This is a genomic window from Acidovorax sp. AC410 (assembly GCF_979253235.1).
The window spans coordinates 5,538,158-5,563,799 of sequence record NZ_CEEDCG010000001.1; the positions used below are offsets into that span (position 1 = coordinate 5,538,158).

The following is a 25,642-nucleotide window of genomic DNA, read 5'->3' on the forward strand; positions in this document are numbered from 1 at the left end:
GCGGATGCCGCACTCCCGGCACCAGTTCACGCGCATGGCGCCTGTGCGATGCATCGGGTGATCTCCCTTGGCAGGCCCGCGTGAAACCTGATAATGGGGCCGCACGTTACCTGCGCCCCGCTGGGGCGCAGCCCTTGCAGCCTGCCCCATGCGATGACACAAGAACAACACCAGGTCCCCGCATCCACGGAGTCCGGGACACTCCAGGACACACCCGCCAGCCAGCGCTGGCTGGTGCTGGTGTTGCCGCCGCTGATGGCCCTGATGATGCTCGGGGTGACCGGCCTGTACTGGTACCAGGCCCAAAGCGAGTCGCTCGACAAGCGGCGGCGCAACCTCCATGCGGCGGCCGAGCAGATTGCCTACAACCTGCGCGACCGCATGTCCACTTACGAGGTGATGCTGCGGGGCGTGCAGGGCTATGTGGACGGCTCCGAGCGCATCGAGAGGGGAGAGTTCCAGTCCTATGTCGATGCACTGCAGATGCAGCAGACGCGCCCTGGCCTGCAAGGTATCTCGCTCGTCATGTTCGTGCAGGGCGGCGGCCTGGCAGCCCATCTGGCCGACATGCGGGGCCGCGGCTTTTCCGGCTATACCGTGCATCCACCTGGCGAGCGCGCGCAGTACGCCCCCATCACCCACATCGAACCCCTGGAGGGCCGCAACCTGCAGGCATTGGGCCTGGACGCGCTCACGCTGCCGCTGGCGCGCGAGGCCCTGGAGCGGGCCCGCGATTCCGGCCGGCTGGCGCTGTCCGGCCTGCTGGGCCCCTTGCCCCCGGGCACGCCGGCCCAGGGCGAGGTAGGGCTGTTCCTGCCCGTGTATTCCACGCTGCTGGAGGCCGAGTCCCTGTCGGGCCGCCGTCGCGCCATCCGGGGATGGGTGGCTGCCCCTTTCCGTGTGGGCGACGTGGTCCGAGGGCTGTCCCGGGAGTTCGATCCGGACATCGCCCTGGCCATCTACGATGGCGAGGAACCGCTGCCCGCTGCCCTGCTGTATGGCGATCCGGCACTCCAGACGCAGGCCCTTGCGCGGGGCGCCTTGCAGGTCAGCCGCCGGCTGGAGATGGGCGGGCGGTCGTGGACGCTGCTGATGGCGCCATTGCCGGCGTTCGACCTGCGCCACGAAGACGAGGGCCACCACATAGTGGGGGTGATGGGGTTGTTCCTGGGTCTGCTGCTGGGCTGGTTCGCCTGGGTGCTGGCCACCGGGCGTGAGCGTGCCGTGGCGCTGGCCCGCCGCATGACGGCCGAGCTGCGGGGTGCGCGCGATGACCTGGAGAGCACGCTCAGCGCCATCCCGGACCTGTTGTTCGAGCTCGATGCCGAGGGCCGCATCCACCACTGCCGCTCTGCGCGCATGCCGCAGTCCGGCCTGGCGCCCGCGCAGTTCGTGGGGCACCGGTTGCAGGACATCGTGCCCCCCGAAGAGGCCGCCGGGTGTACGCAGGCCTTGCAGGCCGCACTCGCGGGCGGACACTCCGCAGGCCACCAGTACCACCTGGAGATCGACGGCCAGACGCATTGGTACGAGCTGTCCATCGCGCGCAAGGAAAGCACCCACCCTGGTGAGGGGCCGCGCTTCGTGGCCCTGGCCCGCGACATCACCGAGCGCCAGCAGGCCCAGGAGCGCACCCACCAGTTGGCCTACTTCGATGCCCTCACGGGCCTGCCCAACCGCCGCATGCTGCTGGACCGCCTGGGGCTGGCGCTGGCCGCCGCCCGCCGCAGCGGCCAGGTCGGGGCGGTGCTGTTCGTGGACCTGGACAACTTCAAGCAGATCAACGATGCACGCGGCCATACCCTGGGGGACCAGTTGCTGGTGGAGGTCGCCCGGCGCCTGACGCATCTGCTGCGCCCGGGCGATACCGTGGCCCGCCTGGGCGGCGACGAATTCGTGCTGCTGCTGCAGGGCATTGCCGCCGACATGGCCACCGCAGGGCGCCAGGCCCTGGCCGTGGCCGAGCGCGTGCGCGAGGCGCTGGAGCAGCCCTATGCCATCGACACCCACCTCTACAGCAGCACCGGCAGCCTGGGGATCACCCTGTTCCCCAAGCGCGCCGAGGCGGTGGAGGACCTGCTGCGCGAAGCCGACACCGCCATGTACCGCGCCAAGGACCTGGGCCGCAACCGTATCCGCTTCTACGAGGCGGCCATGCAGGCCGACGTGCAGGAGCGCCTGGCACTGGAGCAAGACCTCAAGAAGGCCATGGCCGAGGGGCAGTTGGCCGCCTTCGTACAGCCGCAGGTGGATGCGCAAGGCGTGGTGGTGGGCGGCGAGCTGCTCATGCGCTGGAGCCACCCGGTGCGCGGCAGCGTGCCGCCGGCGCGCTTCATCCCGATCGCCGAGTCCTCGGCGCTGATACTGCCCATGGGCGCCTGGATGATCGAGAAAGCCTGCGATGCGATTGCGCAGCTGCAGGCCGCCCAGTTGGCCCGGGGCGGCACGCAGGAGCCGCTGTCGATCTCGGTCAACGTCAGCCAGCGCCAGTTCCGGCAGGACGACTTTGTCGAGCGGGTGCGCAACGTGCTGGCCCAGACCGGGGCCACGCCGGCCTGCCTGATCCTGGAGGTCACCGAAAGCCTGCTCATCGAGAACCTGGACGACACCATCGCCCGCATGACGGAGCTGGTGCAGCTCGGCGTGCGCTTTTCCATCGACGACTTCGGCACGGGCTATTCGAGCCTGGCCTACCTCAAGCGGCTGCCGCTGTACGAGCTCAAGATCGACAAGAGCTTCGTGCAGGACACGCCCGGCGACCCGAGCGACACCGCCATCGTGCAGTCCATCATCTCGGTGGCGCGCCACCTGGGCCTGCGCGTGGTGGCCGAAGGCGTGGAAACGCGCGCCCAGGCCGACTTCCTGGCGACCAGCCAATGCGACTGCCTGCAGGGCTACCTGTTCGGGCGGCCCGAGCCGCTGGCCGGCTGGCTGGACCGCGTCAAAGGGGTTCAGGCACCAGGGTAGTTGCCAGCGCCAAGGCGTGTACCTCGCGCGCCGGCCGGTCCTTGAGCAGGTGGTTGCTCCACACCTGGCGCCACAGGCGCGCGCCGCGCAGGCCGTGGCGCAGGCCCAGCATGTGGCGCGCGATGTGGGGCCAGGGCGTGCCATGCAGCGCGGCCTCGCGCTCCATGTAGTCCACCATGGCCAGCTCGACTTCCTCGCGCGTCAGCGCGCAGGGTTCGCCGCCGTAGTAGATCGGGTCCCAGCGCGCCAGCCACCAGGGATTGTGGTAGGCCTCGCGGCCGATCATCACGCCGTCCAGGTGGTCCAGTTGCTCCAGCACCACTTCGTCGGCCTGGATGCCGCCGTTGATGGCAATCGTCAGCTGCGGGAAATCGGCCTTGAGCTGGTGCACCACCTCGTAACGCAGCGGCGGGATGTCGCGGTTTTCCTTGGGCGACAGGCCCTGCAGCCAGGCATTGCGCGCATGCACGATGAACACCGAGCAGCCCGCATCGGCCACGGTGCCCACGAAATCGCGCACGAAGCCGTAGTCTTCGCCCTTGTCGATGCCGATGCGGTGCTTGACCGTCACGGGCACGTCCACCACGTCCTTCATGGCCTTCACGCCATCGGCCACCAGCTGGGGCGCCTTCATCAGGCTGGCGCCAAAGGCACCGCGCTGCACCCGGTCGCTCGGACAGCCGCAGTTGAGGTTGATCTCGCCATAGCCCCATTGCGCACCCAGCCGGGCGGCCTGCGCCAGCAGTTCGGGTTCGTTGCCGCCCAGCTGCAGCGCCACGGGGTGCTCCTCGGCGTTGAAGCGCAGGTGCCGCTCCGTGCCGCCATGGATGATGGCGCCCGCGTTCACCATCTCGGTGTACAGCAGGGTCTGGCGGGTCAGCAGGCGGTGGAAGTAGCGGCAATGGCGGTCCGTCCAGTCCATCATGGGGGCGACGGACATGCGCCAGGGGCTGAGTTCGGCGCGCGGTGCTGCGGGCGCTGGGAGGGATTCGGGGTTGTTTTCCAAAACTGAAACCGGTGTTCTAGGAGTCTGTCGGACTTGGAGCGTCGAAAGCGAAAATCGGCCTCAGCGAGGACAGTTTTTGCCGGATTTGCAGCCCCATAGCCAGGCCATGGGGCAAAAAGGTGGTGAAAAATGGACCGCTGCGGCCGATTTGCAGCCGACGATTTCCAAGTCCGAAAGGCTCCTATCAAGCCAGGCACGCAGACCGGGCGGTGGGCGCGAGGCCCGCGCAAGCCGGGTATTTTCTCAGTTCTTGCCTGGCTTGGGCGGGGCAGGGGCTTCACCGGGGCGAGTGCGCCGTGCCGCGCCGTGCATGCGCGCTCTCAGCGCGCCCCTGGTTTTTGCTGGTACATGCCCTCGATGGCCTGCCCGAAATGCGCCATGAGCGGCGCGCGCTTGAGCTTGAGGGTGGGCGTCATGAAGCCGTTCTCGATGCTCCAGGGCGCCAGCGTCAGGTGCACGGCGCGCGGCACGGCGTAGCGCGCAAAGCTGGCGGTGCTCTTTTCGATGCGCGCCAGCACGGCGCGGTGTACGGCGGGGTGGTTCAGGCTGTCGGGGTCCTGCGCGGACAGGCCCAGGTCGCCGGCCAGGCGCTGCCACTCGTCGCTGCGCAGCACGGCCACACAGGCGATGAACGGGCGGTTCTCACCCACCACGAAGGCCTGCTCCAGCAGCGGGTCGGCCAGCAGGGCCAGCTCCAGGTCGCCCGGGGGCACCTTCTCGCCGGTGGAGGTGACGATGATCTCCTTGATGCGGCCGCGGATGTAGATGCGCCCGTCCACGATGTCGGCCTGGTCGCCCGTGCCCAGCCAGCCATCGGCCGACAGAATGCGGGCCGTGTCCTCGGGGCGCTTCCAGTAGCCCTGCATCACGATGGGGCCGCGCACCTGCAGCTCGCGGTTCTCGCCGATGCGCACCTCCACGCCCGGCAGCGCCCGGCCCACGCAGGCCGGGTCGTTGTCGTTGAGCGAGTTGACCGAGACCACGGGCGCCGTCTCAGTCATGCCGTAGCCCTGCACCAGCGGCAGGCCCAGGCCCAGAAAGCATTTGGCAATGGTCGGCGACAGCGGCGCACCGCCGCTCACGGCCACGCGGACGCGGCCGCCGAACTGCGCCAGCAAGGGCTTGGCCACCAGGGCCTGGAGCAGTGCCCAGGGCAGGGCGGCCATCCAGCCGCCGGCCTGGTCGTCCTCGGGCCGGGCCAGGCCCTGCGCTGCACAGAACTGCTGCCAGCCGCGGGCCTGGGCAGCCTCGTAGAGCTGCATCTTCCAGGGCGAGGGCGAGAGCTTTTCGAGCAGCTTGGCGTGGATGCGCTCGTAGATGCGCGGCACCGAAACCAGCACCGTGGGGCGGATGGTCTGCAGGTCCTCGGCCAGTTGCTGCACCGATCGGGCATAGGCCACGCAACTGCCGGCCGCAATCGGCAGGTAGTAGCCGCCCGTGCGCTCGAAGGTGTGCGAGAGCGGCAAAAAGGACAGGAACACGTCGTCCACCGTGGGCGCGATGCGTTCGAGCACGGCCTTCACGTCGCTCACCACGTTGCGGTGCGTGAGCATCACGCCCTTGGGCTTGCCGGTGGTGCCCGAGGTATAGACGATGGCGGCCAGGTCTTCGGGGCCGGGTGCCTGCGGCGGGGCCTGTTCCACCGCCTGGGCGGCGCCTTCGAGCCATTGCGCAAGCGAACCCACGGCGGGGCCATGTGCCGAAGGCGGGGTAGCGGTGAACGAGGCGTCCACTTGGGTCACGATCACCGCGCGCAGCGCCGGGAAGTCGGTGTCCGCGGCGCGGATCTTCTCCCACTGCTGGGCGCTGCCCACGATGAGCATCGAAGCCTCGCAGTCGGCCAGGATGTAGGCGATGCTGCCGGGGTTGTCGATGGCATGCAGCGGCACGGGTACGCAACTGCTGGCCAGGGTGGACTGGTCGGCGCACATGGCGTCCAGGCCATTGGGCAGCAGGATGGCCACGCGGGCGCCTGCCGGCAATTGCAGGGCCACCAGGGCCCGCGACCAGCGGGCCACATGGGTGGCGGTCTCGGCCCAGGTCCAGGTGGTCCATGCCTGGCGGGGGGCATCGAAGGCGCGGAAGGCGGGGGCGTCAGGCGTCAGGCTGGCGCGCCAGGATAGAAGCTGGGGCAGCGTCTGGACGCTGCCGATGTCGGGAAGGGAGGAGGTCATCGGGTCGTTGGGTGCCGGGGCGGCGTGCGCCGTGCCAAGGCGGTGCCATGTTGCACCACCCTGGGGAAAACCCGCGGAATCATACCCATCCGGGAGGCACAAGCTGTGCTTCTTTGTTTCGCGCGCGGCCAAAGAGTGTTCTTGGGTGGCACGCGGGTCGGCCACAATCGTGCCATTCCCACTGCCTCCCGCCTGCCTGCGCTCTTCCGGCCCATGGATCCCATCACCATCTTTATCGTCGCGACGCTGATGATGCTGGCCAATGGCGGGGTGCTGGGACTGATGCACAAGGACTTGCCGGTCTCCCTGCAGCCCTGCGCCGAAACCTGGCGCATCGCCACCTTGCTGCTGGCGGGCAGCGCCGTGCTCTATGCCGTGCAGTACGAACTGCCCCTGGGCCTGGTCTCGCCCATGGCCAACGGCATGGTGATGCTCGGCTGCACAGGCTACTGGCGCGCGCTGCGCCAGTTCGATGGCGTGCCGGACCGCTGGTGGATGCTGCTGCCGGCCCTGGCGGGCATTGGCGGTGTGGTGTGGTTCGCGGGCGTGCGGCCCGATACGCCCAGCCGCATCCTGCTGCTGTCGGGCGTGGTGGCCTTCGTGCTGATGGCTGGCACCCTGCAGTTGGTGCGGGGCGGCACGGGGGAGCGGGCGCGCAGCCGCAGGGCCCTGGCGGGCCTGTTCTTCCTGGTCGGCCTGTTCGTGGCCTTTCGCGCCGCGTACTTCATCGTGCGGCGTGTGGGGCCATCGTTCGACATCACCGGCGAGGGCGCGTGGATCAACGCGGCCAGCCCGCTCATCACCGCCCTGTTGCCCGTGGTGGGCACCACGGCCTTCTTGTTCATGTGCTCGCAGCGCATTGGCCGCCAGTGGGAGCTGGCCGCCGCCACCGACTACCTGACCGGCCTGGCCAACCGCCGCACCCTGCTCGTCGAAGGCGCAAAGCGCTTCGCCACGGCGCGCCAGGGCGGCGCCCGCCTGGCGCTGGCATTGATCGACGTGGACCATTTCAAGGCCATCAACGATGGCCACGGGCACGAGGTGGGCGACAGGGCGCTGCAGCATGTGGCCGGCCAACTGCAGGCCACGGCACGCGGGCTGGACTTCGTGGCCCGCCACGGGGGAGAGGAGTTCGTGGTGCTGCTGGACCTGGCCCAGCATGGCGATGCCCATGCAGCCGGAGAACGGCTGCGCCTGGCCGTGGCGGCGACGCCATTCACCACGGGCGGGACCTCGTTGCCGATCACCATTTCTGCAGGTATCGCGGCACAGGCCGATGGCGATGCCAGTCTGGACCAGATGCTGCGCCGCGCCGACGACGCGCTGTACGCCGCCAAGCGGCGGGGGCGCAACCGGGTGGAAATGGCGGAAGGCTGAGCGAGCTGCTGCTGGGGGAGGGCGTCAGGCCGCGGCTTCCAGCCCCTGGGCGAAGTGGGCCTGCATGGCCTGGGCGGTGCCAGCCCCATCGCGCCGGGCCAGGGCGGCCATCACGGCGCGGTGTTCGTTCAGCGAATCCTCGATGCGGCCCTGCTTGAGCAGCGAGTTGTGGCGATTGAGCTTCATCACCTTGCGCAGGTCGGCCACCATCTGGCTGCGCCAGCGGTTGTCGGCCAGCTCCAGCACCCGCATGTGAAAGCGCTCGTTCACGGCAAAAAAGCGCTCGCGCTCGCCGGCGGCGGCCTCCAACTCGGCGTGCAGGGCCTGCAGTTCGTGCAACTGGGCCGGGGTGGCGCTGGTGGCCACCACGGCGGCGGCGTCGCTCTCCAGCAGGCTGAGCAGGTGGTAGACGTCGCGCAGGTCCTTGTCCGACATCTCCGTCACATAGGCGCCACGGCGCACCTTCATCGTGACCAGGCCTTCGGCGGCCAGCACCTTGAGCGCCTCGCGCAGGGGCGTGCGGCTGATGCCGAATTCCTCGGCGATCTTGAGCTCGTCGATCCAGCTGCCGGGCTCCAGCTCGCGGCGGAAGATGCGCTGGCGCAGTTGCTCAGCCACTTCTTCGTACAGGGCGCGGGGCGTGAGGGTCAGTGCAGACATGGGTGGATTGTAAGCCGCGAAGAATATTTTGAATCAATAATTATGAATGATGTAAACTTGCCGCCACATCGGGAACAGCCCTGACAACGTCCAACGCTTCCTCGGAGACCGCTTCGCCATGAGTGCCACGCCCCCCAACAGCCCCCCTGAATTCGCTGCCGCCTCGCTCGAGGCCTGGGCGAAAGCCGCCGCCAAGTCGGCACCGGGTGGCGATGTCAATGCGCTGAACTGGGTTACCCCCGACGGCATCACCGTCAAACCGCTGTACACGGCGGCGGACACGGCCGACCTGCCATACGCCAACACCTTGCCGGGCTTCGAGCCCTACCTGCGCGGTCCCCAGGCCACCATGTACGCCGTGCGCCCCTGGACCATCCGCCAGTACGCGGGCTTTTCTACCGCAGAGGAATCCAACGCCTTCTACCGCAAGGCGCTGGCCGCCGGCGGGCAGGGCGTGAGCGTGGCGTTCGACCTGGCCACCCACCGCGGCTACGACAGCGATCACCCGCGCGTGACCGGCGACGTGGGCAAGGCCGGCGTGGCCATCGATTCGGTGGAGGACATGAAGATCCTGTTCGACCAGATCCCGCTGGACAAGGTGTCCGTGTCGATGACCATGAACGGCGCCGTACTGCCGGTGCTGGCCGGCTATGTGGTGGCGGCCGAAGAGCAGGGCGTGAGCCAGGACCAGTTGAGCGGAACCATTCAGAACGACATTCTGAAAGAGTTCATGGTGCGCAACACCTACATCTACCCGCCCAAGCCGAGCATGCGCATCATCGGCGACATCATCGGCTACACGGCACGCAACATGCCGAAGTTCAACTCCATCTCGATCTCCGGCTACCACATGCAGGAGGCTGGCGCCAACCAGGCGCTGGAGTTGGCCTTCACCCTGGCCGACGGCAAGGAGTACGTGAAGACGGCCATCGCCTCGGGCCTGGACGTAGACGAATTCGCCGGCCGGCTGTCCTTCTTCTGGGCCATCGGCATGAACTTCTACCTCGAAGTGGCCAAGATGCGCGCCGCGCGCCTGCTCTGGTGCCGCATCATGAAGGAGACCGGCGCCAAGAACCCCAAGAGCCTGATGCTGCGCACCCACTGCCAGACCAGCGGCTGGAGCCTGACCGAGCAGGACCCCTACAACAACATCGTGCGCACCACCATCGAGGCCATGGCGGCGGTGTTCGGCGGCACGCAGAGCCTGCACACCAACGCGCTCGACGAAGCCATTGCCCTGCCCACCGAGTTCTCCTCGCGCATCGCGCGCAACACGCAGCTCATCATCCAGGAAGAGACGCACATCACCAACGTGGTCGACCCCTGGGCCGGCAGCTACATGATGGAAAAGCTCACCCAGGACATGATGGATGCGGCCTGGAAGATCATCGAAGAGGTCGAGGCCATGGGCGGCATGACGCAGGCCGTGGACAGCGGCTGGGCCAAGCTCAAGATCGAGGCCGCCGCCGCAGAGAAGCAGGCGCGCATCGACAGCGGCAAGGACGTGATCGTGGGCGTCAACAAGTACAAGCTCAAGAAGGAAGACCCGGTCGACATCCTGCAGATCGACAATGTGATGGTGCGCGACGGCCAGATCGCGCGCCTCAAGGACATCCGCGCCAAGCGCGACTCTGCCAAGGTGCAGGAAGCATTGGACATCCTGACCTCGGCCGCCGAAACCGGCGAGGGCAACCTGCTGGATCTGGCCATCAAGGCCGTGCGCCTGCGTGCCACGGTGGGCGAGGTGTCGGACGCGCTCGAAAAGATTTACGGGCGCCACCGCGCCGATACGCAAAAGGTGACCGGTGTGTACGCTGCTGCCTATGACTCGGCCGAGGGCTGGGACAAGCTCAAGAGCGAGATCAGCGATTTTGCCGAGGCCGAAGGCCGCCGCCCGCGCGTGATGATTGCCAAGCTCGGCCAGGACGGCCACGACCGCGGCGCCAAGGTGGTGGCCACGGCCTTTGCCGACCTGGGCTTCGACGTGGACATGGGCCCGCTGTTCCAGACCCCCGAGGAGTGCGCCCGCCAGGCCATCGAGAACGACGTGCACGCCGTGGGCGTGAGCACGCTGGCCGCCGGCCACAAGACCCTGGTGCCGGCCATCATCCAGTCGCTCAAGGACCAGGGGGCGGACGACATCATCGTCTTCGTCGGCGGCGTGATCCCGGCGCAGGACTACGATTTTCTGTACGAGGCCGGCGTCAAGGGCGTCTACGGCCCGGGCACGCCCATCCCGGCCAGCGCCAAGGACGTGCTCGAACAGATCCGCAAGGCCATTGCCGCATGACAGTGCGCCCGACCAGGAGCCGTACGGGAGCCGCCCGATGACTGCACCCGTGTTCGTGCTGCACCCGGTGGCCGAAGACGACTTCGAGCCCATGCTGGCGCTGCGCACCGCCGCCATGCGTGAAAGCCTGGAGCGCGTGGGCCGCTACACGCCCGAGCGCTCGCGTGAGCGCCTGCGCGCTGCCTTCACGCCAGAGCACATGCAGCACCTGGCCTCGCCCGGTGGCCAGCGCATGGGCTTTGTCACCGTGCTGCCCGAAGCGGGCCAGGCCCTGCGGCTGCAGCACCTGTACCTGCACCCCGACTGGCAAGGGGTGGGCATCGGCGCCGCTGTGCTGGCCCTGGTGCAGGCGCGCGCCCGCAGCGAAGGCGCGGTGCTGCGCGTGACCGCATTGCAGCACAGCGATGCCAACCGCTTCTACCTGCGCCACGGCTTCGTGCAGACCGGCGAAGAAGGGGTGGATGTGCATTACGAATGGCGGGCCGGGGAGGGCGTGGCATGAACGCGCCCCTGCCGTTGCCCGAACTGCAGCCTCTGGCCAACCAGTGGTTCGACGGCATCCTGCATGGCACCCAGCCCGTGCAACGCCGCGCCATGGCCAAGGCCATCACCCTGCTCGAATCCACGCGGGCCGACCACCGTGCCGAGGGCGATGCCCTGCTCACGGCCCTGCTGCCGCACACCGGCCGGGCCTTCCGCCTGGGCATCAGCGGCGTGCCGGGCGTGGGCAAGTCCACCTTCATCGAGGCGCTGGGCCTGTTCCTCATCAACCGCGGGCACCGCGTGGCGGTGCTCACCATCGACCCGTCGAGCACGGTGTCGGGCGGCTCCATCCTGGGCGACAAGACGCGCATGGAGCAGCTGTCCATGCGCGAGGAGGCCTACATCCGCCCCAGCCCGTCGAGCGGCACGCTGGGCGGCGTGGCCGAGAAGACGCGCGAGGCCATGCTGGTCTGCGAGGCCGCAGGCTACGACGTGGTGATGGTCGAGACCGTGGGCGTGGGCCAGAGCGAGATCGCCGTGGCCGGCATGACCGACATGTTCGTGCTGCTGCAGCTGCCCAATGCGGGCGATGACCTGCAGGCCATCAAGAAGGGCGTGATGGAAATCGCCGACCTGGTGGCCATCAACAAGGCCGACATCGACAAGAATGCCGCCACGCGGGCCCAGGCGCAGATCACGTCGAGCCTGCGCTTGCTGGGCATGCACGGCAATCCCGACCACGCCACGCACGGCGCCCTGTGGCAACCGCGCGTGGTGCAGATCAGCGCCTTGCTGGGGCAGGGCGTGGACGGCTTCTGGGATGCCGTCACCCAGTTCCGCACCCAGCAGACCGACAACGGCCGCCTGGCCCTGCGCCGCGAAAAGCAGTCGCTGGCCTGGATGTGGGAGCGCATCGACGCCGGGCTCAAGCAGGCGTTTCGCCAACATCTGCAGGTGCGCGGCCTGCTGCCCGCGCTGCAGGCCGACGTGGCCGCGGGGCGCATCGCAGCATCCACTGCTGCGCGCACCCTGCTGGCCGCATCCCGTACCCATATACCGTAATCACCACAGCCATTTCACCGAAAGAGCGACCATGCAAGACATCCTGGAGCAACTGGAGAAGAAGCGCGCCCTGGCGCGCCTGGGCGGCGGGCAAAAGCGCATCGATGCGCAGCACGCCAAGGGCAAGCTCACGGCGCGCGAGCGCATCGAGCTGCTGCTGGACGACAACACCTTCGAAGAGTGGGACATGTTCGTCGAGCACCGCTGCACCGACTTCGGCATGGAGGACAACAAGATCCCCGGCGACGGCGTGGTCACCGGCTACGGCATGATCAATGGTCGCCTGGTGTTCGTCTTCAGCCAGGACTTCACCGTCTTCGGCGGGGCCCTGAGCGAGACGCATGCCGAGAAGATCTGCAAGGTGATGGACCAGGCCATGAAGGTCGGTGCACCCGTGATCGGTATCAACGACTCGGGCGGCGCGCGCATCCAGGAGGGCGTGGCCTCGCTGGGCGGCTATGCCGACGTGTTCCAGAAGAACGTGCTGGCCAGCGGCGTGATCCCGCAGATCAGCATGATCATGGGCCCCTGCGCCGGCGGCGCCGTGTACTCGCCGGCCATGACCGACTTCATCTTCATGGTCAAGGACTCGAGCTACATGTTCGTGACCGGCCCCGAGGTGGTCAAGACCGTGACGCACGAGGAAGTCACCGCCGAGGAGCTGGGCGGTGCCGGCACCCACACCACGCGCAGCGGCGTGGCCGACATGGCCTTCGAGAACGACGTGGAGGCGCTGATGATGCTGCGCCGCCTGTACAACTACCTGCCGCTGAACAACCGCGAAAAGGCGCCTGTGCGCCCGAGCAACGACCCGGCCGACCGCATGGACCGGAGCCTCGACACCCTGGTGCCCGAGAACCCCAACAAGCCCTACGACATGAAGGAGTTGATCGCCAAGGTGGTGGATGACGGCGACTTCTTCGAGCTGCAGCCCGACTACGCCAAGAACATCGTGATCGGCCTGGCGCGCATGGAAGGCCAGACCGTGGGCATCGTCGCCAACCAGCCGCTGGTGCTGGCGGGCTGCCTGGATATCAAGAGCTCCATCAAGGCCGCGCGCTTCGTGCGCTTTTGCGATGCCTTCAACATCCCCGTGGTCACCTTCGTGGACGTACCCGGCTTCATGCCCGGCACCAGCCAGGAGTACGGCGGCATCATCAAGCACGGCGCCAAGCTGCTCTATGCGTATGCCGAGTGCACCGTGCCCAAGATCACCGTCATCACGCGCAAGGCCTATGGCGGCGCCTACGACGTGATGAGCTCCAAGCACCTGCGCGGCGACGTGAACCTGGCCTGGCCCAACGCCGAGATCGCCGTGATGGGCGCCAAAGGCGCGGTGGAGATCATCTTCCGCGAGGACAAGAACGACCCGGTGAAGCTGGCCGCGCGCGAGGCCGAGTACAAGGAGCGCTTTGCCAACCCCTTCGTGGCCAGCGCCCGCGGCTTCATCGACGACGTGATCCTGCCGCACGAGACGCGCAAGCGCATCTGCCGCTCGCTGGTCATGCTGCGCGACAAGAAGCTCGAGAACCCATGGCGCAAGCACGGCAACATTCCTCTCTGAGCGGCACTGCCACAGCCCTTGAGGCGTCGTTGCCGAGCCTGGTCGTAGCGCTGCTACTGCCTGCGGCACGGCGCCTAGCCTCAACCGCTTCGCTGGGCTGTGCCAGCACCTAACCCAACCAGTTCCGGGTCGTACTTTTAGAAAAGAAGATCGCTATGTTTACCAAAATATTGATCGCCAACCGGGGCGAAATCGCGTGCCGGGTCATTGCCACCGCGAAGAAGATGGGCATCGCCACCGTGGCCGTGTATTCCGATGCCGACAAGGAGGCCCGCCATGTGAAGCTGGCCGACGAGGCCGTGCGCATTGGCGCGGCGCCGAGCCGAGAGAGCTATCTGCTGGCCGACAAGATCATTGAGGCGGCCAAACAAACCGGCGCCCAGGCCATTCACCCGGGCTACGGCTTTTTGTCGGAGAACGAGGCCTTTGCCAAGCGCTGCGAGGACGAGGGCATCGCCTTCATCGGCCCCAAGGCGCATTCGATTGCGGCCATGGGCGACAAGATCGCCTCCAAGAAGCTGGCCAACGAGGCCAAGGTCAACACCATCCCCGGCTACAACGACGCCATCAGCGGCCCCGAGCAGGCGGTGGAGATCGCCAAGGGCATCGGCTACCCCGTCATGATCAAGGCCTCGGCCGGCGGCGGCGGCAAGGGCTTGCGCGTGGCCTTCAACGACAAGGAGGCCTTCGAGGGCTTCACGAGTTGCCAGAACGAGGCGCGCAACAGCTTTGGCGACGACCGCATTTTCATCGAGAAGTTCGTGCAGCAGCCGCGCCACATCGAGATCCAGGTGCTGGGCGACAGCCAGGGCAACGTGATCTACCTGAACGAGCGCGAATGCTCCATCCAGCGCCGCCACCAGAAGGTGATCGAAGAGGCGCCGTCGCCCTTCATCACCGATGCCACGCGCAAGGCCATGGGCGAGCAGGCGGTGCAACTGGCCAAGGCCGTCAAGTACCAGAGCGCCGGCACGGTGGAGTTCGTGGTCGGCAAGGACCAGGACTTCTACTTTTTGGAGATGAACACCCGCCTGCAGGTGGAGCACCCGGTGACCGAGTGCATCACCGGCCTGGACCTGGTGGAGCTGATGATCCGCGTGGCCGCCGGCGAGCCGCTGCCGCTGACCCAGGCCGACGTGAAGCGCGACGGCTGGGCCATCGAGTGCCGCATCAACGCCGAAGACCCGTTCCGCAACTTCCTGCCCAGCACGGGGCGACTGGTGCGCTTCCAGCCGCCGGAGGAGAGCATGTTCCAGTCCGACACGGCCAAAAAGCTCGGCGTGCGTGTGGACACCGGGGTGTACGAGGGCGGCGAGATCCCCATGTTCTACGACTCGATGATCGCCAAGCTCATCGTACACGGCACCGACCGCGACGACGCCATCCACAAGATGCGCGCCGCGCTCAACGGCTTCGTGATCCGCGGCATCAGCAGCAATATCCCCTTCCAGGCGGCGCTGCTGGCGCACCCAAAGTTCGTCTCGGGCGACTTCAACACCGGTTTCATTGCCGAGAACTACAGCCAGGGTTTTGCCGCCGAGGACGTGCCGCACGAAGACCCGCTGTTCCTGGTGGCGCTGGCCGCCTACATGAACCGCCGCTACCGCGCGCGCGCCTCGGGCATCAGCGGCCAACTGGCGGGCCACGAGGTCAAGGTGGGCGAACAGTTCGTGGTGGTCACGCTGGGCGCCGAAGGCAAGAACATCCACCACGCCGTGTCCGTCACGGACTTCGAGGACAAGTCCGGCTCCAGCGCGGTGATGGTGGAAGACAAGAGCTACAAGATCAGCAGCTCGGCCACGCTGGGCCAGGTGCGCGTGCAGGGCCAGTGCAATGGCCTCGGGTTCACCGCCCAGGTGGAGCGCGGGCCGGGCAAGAACCCGCTGGCGTTGCGCATTGCGCACAATGGCACGCAGATCGATGCCCTGGTGCTCTCGCCGCTGGGCGCGCGCCTGCACCAGCTCATGCCGTTCAAGGCGCCGCCGGACCTGAGCCGCTTTTTGCTCTCGCCCATGCCCGGCCTGCTGGTGGACGTGGCCGTGCAGCCCGGCCAGAAGGTGCAGGCCGGCGAGAAGCTGGCCGTGATCGAGGCCATGAAGATGGAGAACATCCTCTTTGCCGCGCAGGATGGCGTGGTGGGCAAGATCGTCGCCGGCAAGGGCGAATCGCTGGCCGTGGACCAGGTCATCCTGGAATTCCAATGATCGCGGGGCGTACGCAGCCGTGTTCGTGACGGTGGATGAGTGGTCGAGCAGGCCACGCAAGCGCTGGCCGCTGCTGCGCCTGGCCTGCCTGCTGGCGGGCGCCGTGCTGCTGGCCGATGGCCTGGTACTGATGTCCATGGGCTTGTTCTCGATGGGCGTCACCGTGCCCGGTGCATTGGGGCTGGCCCTGTGCCTGCTCGCCTGGGGCTGGCACCCGCTGCAGGCCCGATTGGGTCGAGCAGGGTGGACGCGGCGCGTCTGGCGTGCAGGCTGGCTGCTGTTCCTGGTCTGGGTGGCCAGCGTCGGCCTGTTCTGGAATGCCCTGGCCGGGCAGGTGCAGGCTTTCAACGCTGCGGCGGGCGATGTGCCCCTGAAGGCCATCATCGTGCTGGGCAGCGGCACGCCCAACGGCCAGCCCTCGCCGGCCTTGCGGGCGCGGCTGGACAAGGCGCGCGAGCTGGCCGCCGCCCATCCAGAGGCCTGGGTCGTGGTTTCGGGCGGGGTGGATTTTGGCGAGACCGCGAGCGAGGGGCGGGTCATGGGCGACTACCTGCGCGCCCGGGGCATGGCCCCCGAGCGCATCCTGCAGGAAGAGCGCAGCACCAGCACCGAGCTGAACCTGCGCTACAGCCTGCCGCTGCTGCAGGCCAAGGGCCTGGACCTTGCAAGCCCCGTGGCCGTGGTCACCAGCGACTTCCACACCGTGCGCGCCCAGCGCATCGCCCGCAGGATCGGCTACACGCAATCCGTGGTGGCAGCGGCCCCCACGCCGCTCTACCTGCGCTACAACGCCTGGCTGCGCGAGTACTTCGCCACCGCCAGCAGCTGGATCCTGGGCGAGGTGTGATGCCTTCGCCTGCCATTCATTCTCTTTGAGACGTCACCCATGAATACACCCACTACCCGCCCCTTCAAAGTCCTGGGCATCCAGCAGGTCGCCATCGGCGGCACCGACAAGGCGCGCATGAAGACCCTGTGGGTGGACATGCTGGGCCTCACGCAAACGGGCACCTTCCAGAGCGAGCGCGAGAACGTGGACGAGGACATCCTGGCCATGGGGCAGGGCGCCTGGAAGGTCGAGGTGGACATCATGCAGCCGCTCGACATCGACAAGAAGCCCGCAGTGCACACCACGCCGCTCAACCACATCGGTCTGTGGATCGATGACCTGCCAAAAGCCGTCGAATGGCTCACCGCCAAAGGCGTGCGCTTTGCGCCGGGCGGCATCCGCAAGGGGGCTGCCGGCTATGACATCACCTTTCTGCACCCCAAGAGCAACGACGAATTCCCGATTGCGGGTGAGGGCGTGCTGATCGAGCTGGTGCAGGCGCCGGCGGACGTGATCGCCGCACTGGGCTGATCCTGCCGTAGCCGATGGCTTTTTTCACGGTGCGAACGCGGGGTGCAGCAGCGCTGCTGCTCGCGCTGGCCAGTCCTGCCCTCTTGGCCTCAGGTGGCACAGGCACCTACCCACTCGACTGGCGGCACCCTGGCGAAACCCTGGAATACCGCTCCTGCGGCTGCGCCGACAGCTGCTGGGTGGCCGAGGTGAAAAACCGCCGCACCCGGCAGACCCTGGCCCGGCTGCGTTGCGACTGCGAACGCCTGTTCTCGCAGACGGGCGCACGCGGCCCCGAGGTGGAGCGCGCCCCGAGTTGCGCGGCCTTCGAGGTCACGGCGGACAAGCCGGGCGCCATCCGCGAAGCGCTGGAGAAACTGCTCAAGCGCTGATCCAGCAGGCGCGCCCATGACCTGGCGGGTCATGGATCCGTAAGCCGATGGGCGATACAACGGGGACATTCCGTCCCTTCCTGGAGTTGTGCCCCATGCGTATCCTCACCACCCTGGCCTTGCTGGTCGTGGGCGCCATCCATCTGATCCCCTTGTCGGGCGTGCTCGGGCCGGAACACCTGGTCCGCCTGTATGGGGCTGCGCCTTCCGACCCCAGTGCACTGATCCTGATGCGCCACCGCGCTGTGCTGTTCGGCATCGTGGGTGGCGTGTGCGTGCTGGCCGCGTTGAAACCCGCCTTGCAGTGGCTGGCGCTGGTCCTCGGGAGCTTCAGCGTGGTCTCGTTTCTCTGGCTGGCCTGGTCCACCGGCGGGTTCAACGCCCACCTGCAGCGCGTGGTCGTGGCCGATGTGCTGGCTTTGCTCTGCCTGGCGGTTGGTGCGGGCGCGCTGGCGCTGGCAGAACGGGCGCCCGGGGCGCGCTAACTTGCACTAACGTCGAGGCACGCGGCGTGCCCTGCCATGTGCGTTGGATGCCGAAACTGAAAGTAGGCGGCATGTTCTGACAACGGATTTCCGAGTGCTTTCAATATGCGGTCTACATCTGCCAATTGCTGGCTTTAACGCTCTTCATGCAGGGGTAAATGAGCGACGTTGTTCACGAGAATTTGGTGGCACTTTTTGTGACCAATGAGGGTGCATTTGAACCAAAACCTCCTTCAAAATCATGGTGATAGCAACATGAGGCTTCACTCCCACAGGTACAGGAGTGGCGCCTTGTGTGGCACCTGATCCGCTTGATGAAAGGACCGACACCATGGTGAACACCGCACTTTCCACCCCCCAGCCGATCCAGCTTCACCGCCCCGTCTCCGCACCGGTGGTGCGTGGCGAATGGACAGTCGCGGCCATCCAGTCGCTGCTAGACAAACCCTTGATGGACCTGCTGTTCGAGGCCCAGACCGTGCACCGCCAGCACTGGCCCCAGGGCGACATCGAGCTGGCCACGCTGCTCTCGGTAAAAACCGGCGGCTGCCCCGAAAACTGCGGCTACTGCCCACAGGCGGCCGAGTTCGACACCGGCGTGAAGGCCGAGAAGCTGATGGCGGTGGACGAAGTGCTGCGCGCCGCCCAGGCCGCCAAGGACGCGGGCGCCACGCGCTTTTGCATGGGGGCCGCCTGGCGCGCCCCCAAGGACCGCGACATCGAAAAGGTGAGCGAGCTGATCGGTGCCGTCAAGGGCCTGGGCCTGCAGACCTGCGCCACCCTGGGCATGCTGCAATCGCACCAGGCCCTGGCGCTCAAGGACGCGGGGCTGGACTACTACAACCACAACCTCGATACCGCCCCCGAGTACTACACCGACGTGGTGAGCACCCGCGCCTACCAGGACCGGCTCGACACCCTGCAGCACGTGCGCAGCGCCGGCATCAGCGTGTGCTGCGGCGGCATCGTGGGCATGGGCGAGGCGCCCGTGCACCGCGCCGGGCTCATCGCCCAGTTGGCCAACCTCAACCCCTACCCCGAGTCCGTGCCCATCAACAGCCTGGTGCGCGTGCCTGGCACGCCGCTGGCCGACAGCGACCCCATCGACCCCTTGGACTTCGTGCGCATGATCGCCGTGGCCCGCATCACCATGCCGCGCGCCCGCGTGCGCCTGTCGGCCGGGCGCCAGCAGATGGGCGAGGCGGTGCAGGCCCTGTGCTTTCTGGCCGGGGCCAATTCGATTTTCTATGGCGACAAGCTGCTGGTGACGGGCAACCCGGATGTGGAGGCTGATGAGCAGTTGCTGCGCAAGCTGGGGTTGGTGGCTACGGGGCAGTAGCAAGAGGGCGCTGTGCGCATTCAGGAGCAATCAGAATAGACGCAAAGTGATTCGCATTTCTCAGTAGCTTCGATGAGGTCAGGCCGCGCCCGCGCTGGCTGACTGGCTGGCGCCCCCCCCATTTGGGTGAATGCAAACGTCTCTGTGCCGTGTGACGGACAGATAGCATCACCCCTCAAGATCTGATGCTTATTAGAAGAGGGGGATGAATGCTAAACACCAGTGCGATAACGGCGCATGGACGCGTAAAGGCTCGTTAGAGCCCTGCGAACATGAAAGCCCTTCTCCCCCTCTTGCTCTTCTGCACCCTGTGGTATTTGCTGGGATCGATCCTGCGCATTCACATGGTGCGAACCTACCGCTCCAAAAAATCCATAGGAGTTGTATCTGCCCTTGTGTACTGCAGCCCCTTCGTTGTGTTTTGCATATTGGGTTTTCAGGAGTGGTGGGAGCAGCGCCAATTCCACCTCGACGTGGCCTATGTACAGGAGTTGTGTGCCAGGTCGGGAGGTGACAAGATCTATCGCAGGGTGGACAACGTCGAGGGCGTATTCCAGATGACGGCCCGGCCTTACACGACAGATGCCATTTGGCGAGATCAGTATGGAATGCAGGATCCCTGGGGAAAGGCGCAGGGTGACTCAGACAGCACTCTGGCGGGAAGCGGGCCGAGCATTGCGCTGGGATCCAACAGCATTGGAACGGGCATCCACGGCTATCGATTTTTGGAGCAGCGCACCGCTCCAGGGGAGTCGACTCAACCCTACTTGCGCAGAATCCCCGGAAAAAACCTGAGCACTTACGTATCAGACTTGCGTAGTCGATACGGATATCAGACGGAGGACATCACCACGCCAGAAATGCGCAAGCGCTGGATTGCGGGTGGTCGGATCACCATTGTCGATTTGCGAACGCAAGAGGTGCTGGCCGAGCGAGTTGGCTACTTCAAAGCCATCGGGAAGAAATCCTCAATGCCCTGGTACGAATCGGGCGCCTATAGCACTCGAAGAATGTGCCCTAACAACAGCCATTTGAGCAAGTTTTTGACTTCAGTGCTCATTCCACCAACAAAGTGAATTGTTGCAAAAGGGCTTGCAACTCGGGCCTGACATCAGAAGCTCGTGATGAGGCAGGCCGTGTTCACCCATTGCGCAGGCTCTTCACCTCAGCGCTCAGCCGCTCCACCTCCGCCTGCAACCGGCTGTTCTCATGCATCTGGTCAAAATCCTTCTGCAGCTGCTTGCGGTGCTCCACGTAGTACATCAGGTTGCTGACCCGCAGGCGCAGCAGCTCGGGCTCGATGGGCTTGAAGACGTAGTCGATGGCGCCCAGGCTCAGGCCCTGGTGGCGTGAGGCCTCGTCGGTCATTGCGGTGACGAAGATGATGGGCGTGCATTCCGACGCATGGTGCTCGCGCAGGCGGCGCGCCACCTCGAAGCCGTCCATGCCGGGCATCATCACGTCGAGCAGGATCAGGTCCGGCGGCGCGTCGGACTGGCAGATGGCCAGGGCCTTCTCGCCGTTGTGCGCGATCTTGACCTTGAAGCGGTCGCGGAACAGGCCGGCGATCAGCTGCAGGTTGTCGGGCGTGTCATCCACCACCAGGATGGTGGCGCGCTCGGGTTCGGTGGAAGGTTCGGGGGCGGGCTCCAGTGCAGGCGGGGGCGCCAGCGCGGAGACCAGGGATTGGGCGTCGCGCTGCAGCACACGCTGCATGCGCTCGATCAGCCGGCGCACCGTGAAGGGCTTGACCAACAGGTCGCCGATGCCCAGGCGGATCGCCCGGGCCGCTGAATCCCGGTCCAGCCCGCCCGACATCAGGATGAAGGGCAGGCCCGCCAGCTTGGGGTCGGCGCGCATGGCCTCCAGCACGCTGAGGCCGTCCATGCCCTGCATGTCCAGGTCGCAGATCACCACGTGCACGGGTTCGGCGCGCAGCATCTGCAGGGCGCGTGTGCCGTCACGGGCCTGCAGCACCTGGCCGAAGCCGAAGGTCTGCAGTTGGTTGGCCAGGGCCTGGCGCATGGCGCTGGCGCCTTCGGCCAGCAGCACGGTGGTCTTGGAAGGATGCATGCCTCAGGATGGGGTGTCTTGTGCGGTCAGTTCGATGTGCTCGGCGGGCAGGTCCGTGGCCATGCGGTCCACTTGGGCGTGCAGCGCCTGCTCGCCATCGGCAAAGCGCTGGGCGATGTCGCGAAATTCCTCGGACAGCGCCAGGAAGGCATCGACCATGTCGGGATCGAAATGGCTGCCCCGGCCGTCGCGGATGATTTCCACGGCCACCTCGTGGGGAAACGCCTCCTTGTAGACGCGCACGGAGATCAGCGCGTCGTACACATCGGCCACGGCCATCAAGCGTGCGGACAGGGGAATGGTGTTGCCCACCAGTCCCTCGGGGTAGCCCGAGCCGTCCCACTTTTCCTGGTGGCTGTAGGCGATCTCCTTGGCGTAGCGGAAGAAGGGGTTGGTCTGCGAGGCTTCACGCTCCGCAGCCACGATGGCATCGCGCCCCAGCGTGGTGTGTGTCTTCATGATCTCGAACTCTTCGGGCGTGAGCTTGCCCGGCTTGAGCAGGATGCGGTCCGGGATGCCCACCTTGCCGATGTCGTGCAGCGGCGCCGACTTGAAGATCATCTCGATGGCTGCCTCGGTGAGCTCCTCGCTGAAGCGCGGATGGTGCTGCAGCTTGCGCGCCAGCACTTCCACGTAGTGCTGCGTGCGGCGGATGTGGTTGCCGGTCTCGTTGTCGCGCGTTTCCGCCAGCGAGGCCATGGCGCGAATGGTGCCGTCTTGCAGCTCCACCACCTCGCGCGTGCGCCGGGCCACTTCTTCCTCCAGGTACTGGTTCTGGCGCGCCAGCAGGTCACGGGCGCGCTTGAGCAGCAGGTGGTTGCGCACCCGCGCCAGGGTGATGGCCGGGTTGATGGGCTTGGTGATGTAGTCCACCGCTCCGAGCTCCAGGCCCACCGTCTCGTCGTCCGATGCGCTCATGGCCGTGAGGAAGATCACCGGGATGTCCTCGGTCTCGGGGTTGAACTGCAGGCGGCGCAGCACCTCGTAGCCGTCCATCTCGGGCATCATGATGTCCAGCAGGATCAGGTCGGGCTTGCCGTCGCCCGCGACGATCTGCAGGGCCCGCTCGCCGCTGTTGGCCAGCTTGACCTTGTAGTCCGGGCGCAGCAGGCCGCTCATCACCGACAGGTTGTCGGGCATGTCGTCCACCACCAGCACGGTGCATTTGCCGCTCGTTTCCATGGGATTGCTCATGACGTGGGTCCTCCTTGTATCGCGGGGCCGGGCAGGGGGGCTGCACGCAGCAGCGCCAGTGCGTCGGTGAAGATGTAGCTGTCCAGCGCGCGCTTCATCTCGCCGTAGACGGGGCCAAGCAAGGCCTTGAGGGCGGGGCCCGAGTCCTTGAACAGTTCCACGGCGTCCGAATCGTCGTCCGCCAGCAGCGCCTCCAGGCGCGCGAGCAATTGCTGCGCCTCTGCGGCGTCCACCGGTGCCTGCTGGGCCGTGGCCTCCTCTGTGGGCAGTGCGCTGCGCAATGCTGCCACCAGGGCCTGACAGGCAGTGTCCACCGGCTCCAGCAGCGTGTTCACCACCTGGACATCGGCATCGGCCGCAATCGCGTGCTCCACCACCTCGGCCAATTGGGCCAGGGGCGCGGCGCCGATGGTGCCCGCAGTCCCCTTGAGGGTGTGCATGGCGCGCAAGGCATCCTGACGCTGGCCGGCAGCAAGGAGGGCGCTGGTGTTCTGCGCTGCGGCCGCCTGGCCGGCCACGAACTTGCGCAGCAGGCTCTCATAGGCAGCGGGCTTGCCCAGCACCCGGCGCAGGCCGGCGGCTGCGTCCAGCCCCTCGATGCGGGCCAGGGCTTCAAGGGCGAATGCAGGCTCCGCCGCCGATACGGACGCAGCAGGAGCCAGGGCCGGGGCCCCGGCACGCGCAGGCACCCACTGCAGGAGCTGCGAAAACAGCTCATCGGGGTCGATGGGCTTGGCCACATGGCCGTTCATGCCGGCGGCCAGGCAGCTGTCGCGGTCGCCGCTCATGGCATTGGCCGTCATGGCCAGCACGGGCAGCTTGTGCCAGTCGGGGTTCTCGCGGATGCGCCGCGTGGCAGTCAGGCCATCCATCACCGGCATCTGCATGTCCATGAGCACGATGTCGTAGGCGGCGCGCTGCTGCAGCATGTCCAGCGCCACCTGGCCATTCTCGGCCACTTCCACCACCAGCCCGGCGTCGCCCAGCAGGTCGGCGCCCACCTGCTGGTTCAGGTCGTTGTCGTCCACCAGCAGCACCCGGGCACCACGGATGGGGCCGAGGTCGGGCGCCGTGGTCCGCCGCGTTGCTGCGCGGCTTGCCAGGCCGGCATCCTGCACCCCACCCAGGGCGCGGATGGCCGTGTCGAACAGCTGGGACGGGCTGACCGGCTTGGTCAACATCAGGGCGATGCCGGCCTTCTCCAGCTCGCGGAACACCTCCTCGCGGCCATGCGCGGTGACGATCACCGGTACCGGCGGGTGGGGCAAAAGGGCCAGTTGGGCGGCTGTCTGAAAGCCATCCAGCCCCGGCATTCTCCAGTCGAGAAACGCGATCTCGCAGGGCAGGCCGGCCTTGTCGGCATCGCGTGCCGCAACAATGGCTTCTTCGCCCGAGGCGGCCGTGGTCACGGCAAAGCTCATGCTGGCCAGCAGGCCCGAGAGGATCTGGCGCGCCTGTTCGCTGTCGTCCACCACCAGCACGCGGCGCCCGCGCAGGTCGGGCTCGGGCATGAGCGGGCGCGCCGAGGGCGTGCCGAGGCCCACCCGGGCGGTGAACCAGAAGCTGCTGCCCTGGCCCGGCGTGCTGTCCACGCCCACCTCGCCGCCCATCAGGCCCGCCAGCTTCTTGGAGATGGCCAGCCCCAGCCCGGTGCCACCGTACTTGCGGGTGGTGGAGGTGTCGGCCTGCTCGAACGAGCGGAACAGCCGCGACTGCTGCTCGGGCGTGAGGCCGATGCCCGTGTCCTGCACCTCGAAGCGCAGCAGCAGGCCATCGGCATCGCGCGCCACTTCGAGCACGCGCACCACGATCTCGCCGGTGTCGGTGAACTTCACGGCATTGTTGCCATAGTTCACGAGGATCTGGCCCAGGCGCAGCGGGTCGCCCAGCAGGTCATCCGGCAGGGCAGGGTCCACGTCGAACATCAGCTCCAGGCCCTTGGCCGAGCACTTGTCGCCGATCAGGTTGGCCACGTTGTCCAGCACGCCGCGCAGCCCGAAATCGACGGTTTCCACTTCCAGCTTGCCGGCCTCGATCTTGCTGAAGTCGAGAATGTCATTGATCAGCCCCAGCAGGTGCTGGCCCGAGCGCTGGATCTTCTCGACATAGTCGCGCTGGCGCGGCGAGAGGTCGGTGGTGAGTGCCAGGTGGCTCATGCCGATCACGGCGTTCATGGGGGTGCGGATCTCGTGGCTCATGTTGGCCAGAAAGTCCGACTTCATCTGCGATGCGTCTTCGGCGCGGGCGCGGGCCACCTCCAGCTCGTCCTCGTGCTCGCGCAGGGTGGCATTGGCCTGCTCCAGCTCCTCGGTGCGCTGGACCACCCGGGCTTCGAGCACCTCTTCGCTGCGCTTCAAGGCCTCCACCAGCTCGGCCTGCGCGGCCAGGGCCAGCGACTTGGCTTTTTCGCGCTTCAAGAACTGCCGGCCCATCGCCACTGCCAACAGGAAGGTCAGCACCGCCTGGAAGGCCGTGAGGCCGGTGGTCAAAAGGGTCTGGTGCTGCACCTCGGCGTTGCGCTGGTCTCCCAGCAAGGCCGAGATGCGCGAGGCGTTGAGCGATAGCTCCTGCACCGTTGCGCGCAGATCGACCAGGCGCTCGCGCAGCAGCCGCATGTTGGCCTGGCTGGTACGCACGTCGGCGGCCAGGCCAAAATAGCTGTCGCCGGCTTCGACGAATTCCTGCAGCTCTGCCAGGGCCTTGGCGTAGATTGGCTCGCTCTGCATGAGGGTGCGCGCGGTGCCGCTCTCCAGCGCACTGAAGCGGCTCAGGAACAGGTCGTAGCGCAGCTGCAGCGCATCCATCGAGGTGCTTTCTGGGTCGAACTCGTACTGGTGCAGGGCGTGGTCCAGCCGTTCGTGCTCCACATTGAGCTGCAGGAAGGACCACAGGGCGTTCACGTCGCCCCGGCGCATCACGGCTTCGACGCTGCGGTACTGGTGGTATTGGACGGCCGCAATGGACACGTACACCACCACCAGGCTGGCGATGATCAGGGGCAGGAGGTGCTTGCTGCGCAGCATGGGCAGCAGA

At 66.9% G+C, this 25,642-nt stretch carries 19 protein-coding genes; 13 read left to right on the top strand and 6 right to left on the bottom strand.

Annotation, left to right across the window (positions count from 1 at the left end):
- Positions 1 to 153 precede the first annotated feature (153 nt).
- Positions 154 to 2,967 (top strand): bifunctional diguanylate cyclase/phosphodiesterase, encoded by a 2,814-nt coding sequence (locus tag AC0IZS_RS25720; protein ID WP_471638266.1) that lies wholly within the window; start codon positions 154 to 156, stop codon positions 2,965 to 2,967.
- Here the strand turns inward: AC0IZS_RS25720 and dusA are convergent.
- Positions 2,942 to 3,973: a tRNA dihydrouridine(20/20a) synthase DusA gene (gene dusA / locus AC0IZS_RS25725; RefSeq protein ID WP_471638267.1), complete on the bottom strand. Its 1,032-nt coding sequence runs from the start codon at positions 3,971 to 3,973 to the stop codon at positions 2,942 to 2,944. The two genes, AC0IZS_RS25720 and dusA, sit on opposite strands and share 26 nt — an antisense overlap.
- A 320-nt stretch (positions 3,974 to 4,293) precedes the next feature.
- Complete coding sequence (locus AC0IZS_RS25730) at positions 4,294 to 6,147, bottom strand: AMP-dependent synthetase/ligase (RefSeq protein ID WP_471638268.1); 1,854 nt, start codon at positions 6,145 to 6,147, stop codon at positions 4,294 to 4,296.
- A 213-nt stretch (positions 6,148 to 6,360) separates the two neighbouring features.
- On the opposite strand from AC0IZS_RS25730, the gene AC0IZS_RS25735 reads away from it, so the two are divergent.
- Positions 6,361 to 7,524: a GGDEF domain-containing protein gene (locus tag AC0IZS_RS25735; protein WP_471638269.1), complete on the top strand. Its 1,164-nt coding sequence runs from the start codon at positions 6,361 to 6,363 to the stop codon at positions 7,522 to 7,524.
- Between the two features lie 24 nt (positions 7,525 to 7,548).
- Here AC0IZS_RS25735 and AC0IZS_RS25740 read toward each other — a convergent pair whose 3' ends face one another.
- Positions 7,549 to 8,184 carry a GntR family transcriptional regulator gene (locus tag AC0IZS_RS25740; RefSeq protein ID WP_471638270.1) on the bottom strand — a complete coding sequence of 212 codons (636 nt, stop codon included), beginning with the start codon at positions 8,182 to 8,184 and terminating at the stop codon, positions 7,549 to 7,551.
- A gap of 118 nt (positions 8,185 to 8,302) precedes the next feature.
- Here AC0IZS_RS25740 and scpA point away from each other — a divergent pair, with 118 nt between their 5' ends.
- From scpA to AC0IZS_RS25795, 11 genes are all read left to right on the top strand, one after another.
- On the top strand, positions 8,303 to 10,474 hold the full coding sequence (gene scpA / locus AC0IZS_RS25745) for a methylmalonyl-CoA mutase (protein ID WP_471638271.1): 2,172 nt from the start codon (positions 8,303 to 8,305) through the stop codon (positions 10,472 to 10,474).
- Positions 10,475 to 10,511: 37 nt separating this feature from the next.
- Positions 10,512 to 10,976, top strand: coding sequence for a GNAT family N-acetyltransferase (locus AC0IZS_RS25750; RefSeq protein WP_471638272.1), 465 nt, complete (start codon positions 10,512 to 10,514; stop codon positions 10,974 to 10,976).
- Positions 10,973 to 12,019: a methylmalonyl Co-A mutase-associated GTPase MeaB gene (gene meaB / locus AC0IZS_RS25755; protein ID WP_471638273.1), complete on the top strand. Its 1,047-nt coding sequence runs from the start codon at positions 10,973 to 10,975 to the stop codon at positions 12,017 to 12,019. The genes AC0IZS_RS25750 and meaB overlap by 4 nt, the downstream gene beginning before the upstream one ends.
- A gap of 31 nt (positions 12,020 to 12,050) precedes the next feature.
- On the top strand, positions 12,051 to 13,583 hold the full coding sequence (locus tag AC0IZS_RS25760; protein WP_471638274.1) for an acyl-CoA carboxylase subunit beta: 1,533 nt from the start codon (positions 12,051 to 12,053) through the stop codon (positions 13,581 to 13,583).
- A gap of 155 nt (positions 13,584 to 13,738) precedes the next feature.
- On the top strand, positions 13,739 to 15,787 hold the full coding sequence (locus tag AC0IZS_RS25765; RefSeq protein ID WP_471638275.1) for an acetyl-CoA carboxylase biotin carboxylase subunit: 2,049 nt from the start codon (positions 13,739 to 13,741) through the stop codon (positions 15,785 to 15,787).
- 25 nt (positions 15,788 to 15,812) lie between these two features.
- Positions 15,813 to 16,634: a YdcF family protein gene (locus tag AC0IZS_RS25770; protein ID WP_471638276.1), complete on the top strand. Its 822-nt coding sequence runs from the start codon at positions 15,813 to 15,815 to the stop codon at positions 16,632 to 16,634.
- Positions 16,635 to 16,673: 39 nt separating this feature from the next.
- Entirely contained in the window at positions 16,674 to 17,147 is a 474-nt protein-coding gene (locus tag AC0IZS_RS25775; RefSeq protein ID WP_471638277.1) for a VOC family protein, read from the top strand.
- Positions 17,148 to 17,161: 14 nt separating this feature from the next.
- Positions 17,162 to 17,518, top strand: coding sequence for a hypothetical protein (locus AC0IZS_RS25780; protein WP_471638278.1), 357 nt, complete (start codon positions 17,162 to 17,164; stop codon positions 17,516 to 17,518).
- A gap of 95 nt (positions 17,519 to 17,613) precedes the next feature.
- Positions 17,614 to 18,003 carry a phosphopantetheine adenylyltransferase gene (locus AC0IZS_RS25785; protein ID WP_471638279.1) on the top strand — a complete coding sequence of 130 codons (390 nt, stop codon included), beginning with the start codon at positions 17,614 to 17,616 and terminating at the stop codon, positions 18,001 to 18,003.
- A gap of 331 nt (positions 18,004 to 18,334) precedes the next feature.
- A complete protein-coding gene (gene bioB / locus AC0IZS_RS25790; RefSeq protein WP_471638280.1) occupies positions 18,335 to 19,342 on the top strand; it encodes a biotin synthase BioB in 1,008 nt (335 codons plus the stop codon).
- Between the two features lie 272 nt (positions 19,343 to 19,614).
- Positions 19,615 to 20,418: a hypothetical protein gene (locus AC0IZS_RS25795; protein ID WP_145696718.1), complete on the top strand. Its 804-nt coding sequence runs from the start codon at positions 19,615 to 19,617 to the stop codon at positions 20,416 to 20,418.
- 64 nt (positions 20,419 to 20,482) lie between these two features.
- Here the strand turns inward: AC0IZS_RS25795 and AC0IZS_RS25800 are convergent, their stop codons facing one another.
- From AC0IZS_RS25800 to AC0IZS_RS25810, 3 genes are read right to left on the bottom strand one after another with little or no spacing between them, the layout of a single operon-like run.
- The gene (locus tag AC0IZS_RS25800) at positions 20,483 to 21,415 is read right to left on the bottom strand and encodes a response regulator (RefSeq protein ID WP_471638281.1); all 933 of its coding nucleotides are present in this window, start codon (positions 21,413 to 21,415) and stop codon (positions 20,483 to 20,485) included.
- Positions 21,416 to 21,418: 3 nt separating this feature from the next.
- Positions 21,419 to 22,609, bottom strand: coding sequence for a response regulator (locus AC0IZS_RS25805; protein ID WP_471638282.1), 1,191 nt, complete (start codon positions 22,607 to 22,609; stop codon positions 21,419 to 21,421).
- Positions 22,606 to 25,632 carry a response regulator gene (locus AC0IZS_RS25810; RefSeq protein ID WP_471638283.1) on the bottom strand — a complete coding sequence of 1,009 codons (3,027 nt, stop codon included), beginning with the start codon at positions 25,630 to 25,632 and terminating at the stop codon, positions 22,606 to 22,608. The genes AC0IZS_RS25805 and AC0IZS_RS25810 overlap by 4 nt, the downstream gene beginning before the upstream one ends.
- Positions 25,633 to 25,642 lie beyond the last annotated feature (10 nt).

Excerpts from the sequence above, each read along its gene's own strand:
- AC0IZS_RS25810 (WP_471638283.1), bottom strand. The coding sequence starts at position 25,632 with ATGCTGCGCAGCAAGCACCTCCTGCCCCTGATCATCGCCAGCCTGGTG.
- AC0IZS_RS25800 (WP_471638281.1), bottom strand. The coding sequence starts at position 21,415 with ATGCATCCTTCCAAGACCACCGTGCTGCTGGCCGAAGGCGCCAGCGCC.
- AC0IZS_RS25720 (WP_471638266.1), top strand. The coding sequence starts at position 154 with ATGACACAAGAACAACACCAGGTCCCCGCATCCACGGAGTCCGGGACA.
- AC0IZS_RS25760 (WP_471638274.1), top strand. The coding sequence starts at position 12,051 with ATGCAAGACATCCTGGAGCAACTGGAGAAGAAGCGCGCCCTGGCGCGC.
- AC0IZS_RS25765 (WP_471638275.1), top strand. The coding sequence starts at position 13,739 with ATGTTTACCAAAATATTGATCGCCAACCGGGGCGAAATCGCGTGCCGG.
- AC0IZS_RS25805 (WP_471638282.1), bottom strand. The coding sequence starts at position 22,609 with ATGAGCAATCCCATGGAAACGAGCGGCAAATGCACCGTGCTGGTGGTG.
- scpA (WP_471638271.1), top strand. The coding sequence starts at position 8,303 with ATGAGTGCCACGCCCCCCAACAGCCCCCCTGAATTCGCTGCCGCCTCG.
- AC0IZS_RS25730 (WP_471638268.1), bottom strand. The coding sequence starts at position 6,147 with ATGACCTCCTCCCTTCCCGACATCGGCAGCGTCCAGACGCTGCCCCAG.
- AC0IZS_RS25795 (WP_145696718.1), top strand. The coding sequence starts at position 19,615 with ATGAAAGCCCTTCTCCCCCTCTTGCTCTTCTGCACCCTGTGGTATTTG.
- AC0IZS_RS25780 (WP_471638278.1), top strand. The coding sequence starts at position 17,162 with ATGGCTTTTTTCACGGTGCGAACGCGGGGTGCAGCAGCGCTGCTGCTC.
- AC0IZS_RS25735 (WP_471638269.1), top strand. The coding sequence starts at position 6,361 with ATGGATCCCATCACCATCTTTATCGTCGCGACGCTGATGATGCTGGCC.
- AC0IZS_RS25775 (WP_471638277.1), top strand. The coding sequence starts at position 16,674 with ATGAATACACCCACTACCCGCCCCTTCAAAGTCCTGGGCATCCAGCAG.
- meaB (WP_471638273.1), top strand. The coding sequence starts at position 10,973 with ATGAACGCGCCCCTGCCGTTGCCCGAACTGCAGCCTCTGGCCAACCAG.
- bioB (WP_471638280.1), top strand. The coding sequence starts at position 18,335 with ATGGTGAACACCGCACTTTCCACCCCCCAGCCGATCCAGCTTCACCGC.
- AC0IZS_RS25740 (WP_471638270.1), bottom strand. The coding sequence starts at position 8,184 with ATGTCTGCACTGACCCTCACGCCCCGCGCCCTGTACGAAGAAGTGGCT.
- AC0IZS_RS25750 (WP_471638272.1), top strand. The coding sequence starts at position 10,512 with ATGACTGCACCCGTGTTCGTGCTGCACCCGGTGGCCGAAGACGACTTC.
- AC0IZS_RS25785 (WP_471638279.1), top strand. The coding sequence starts at position 17,614 with ATGCGTATCCTCACCACCCTGGCCTTGCTGGTCGTGGGCGCCATCCAT.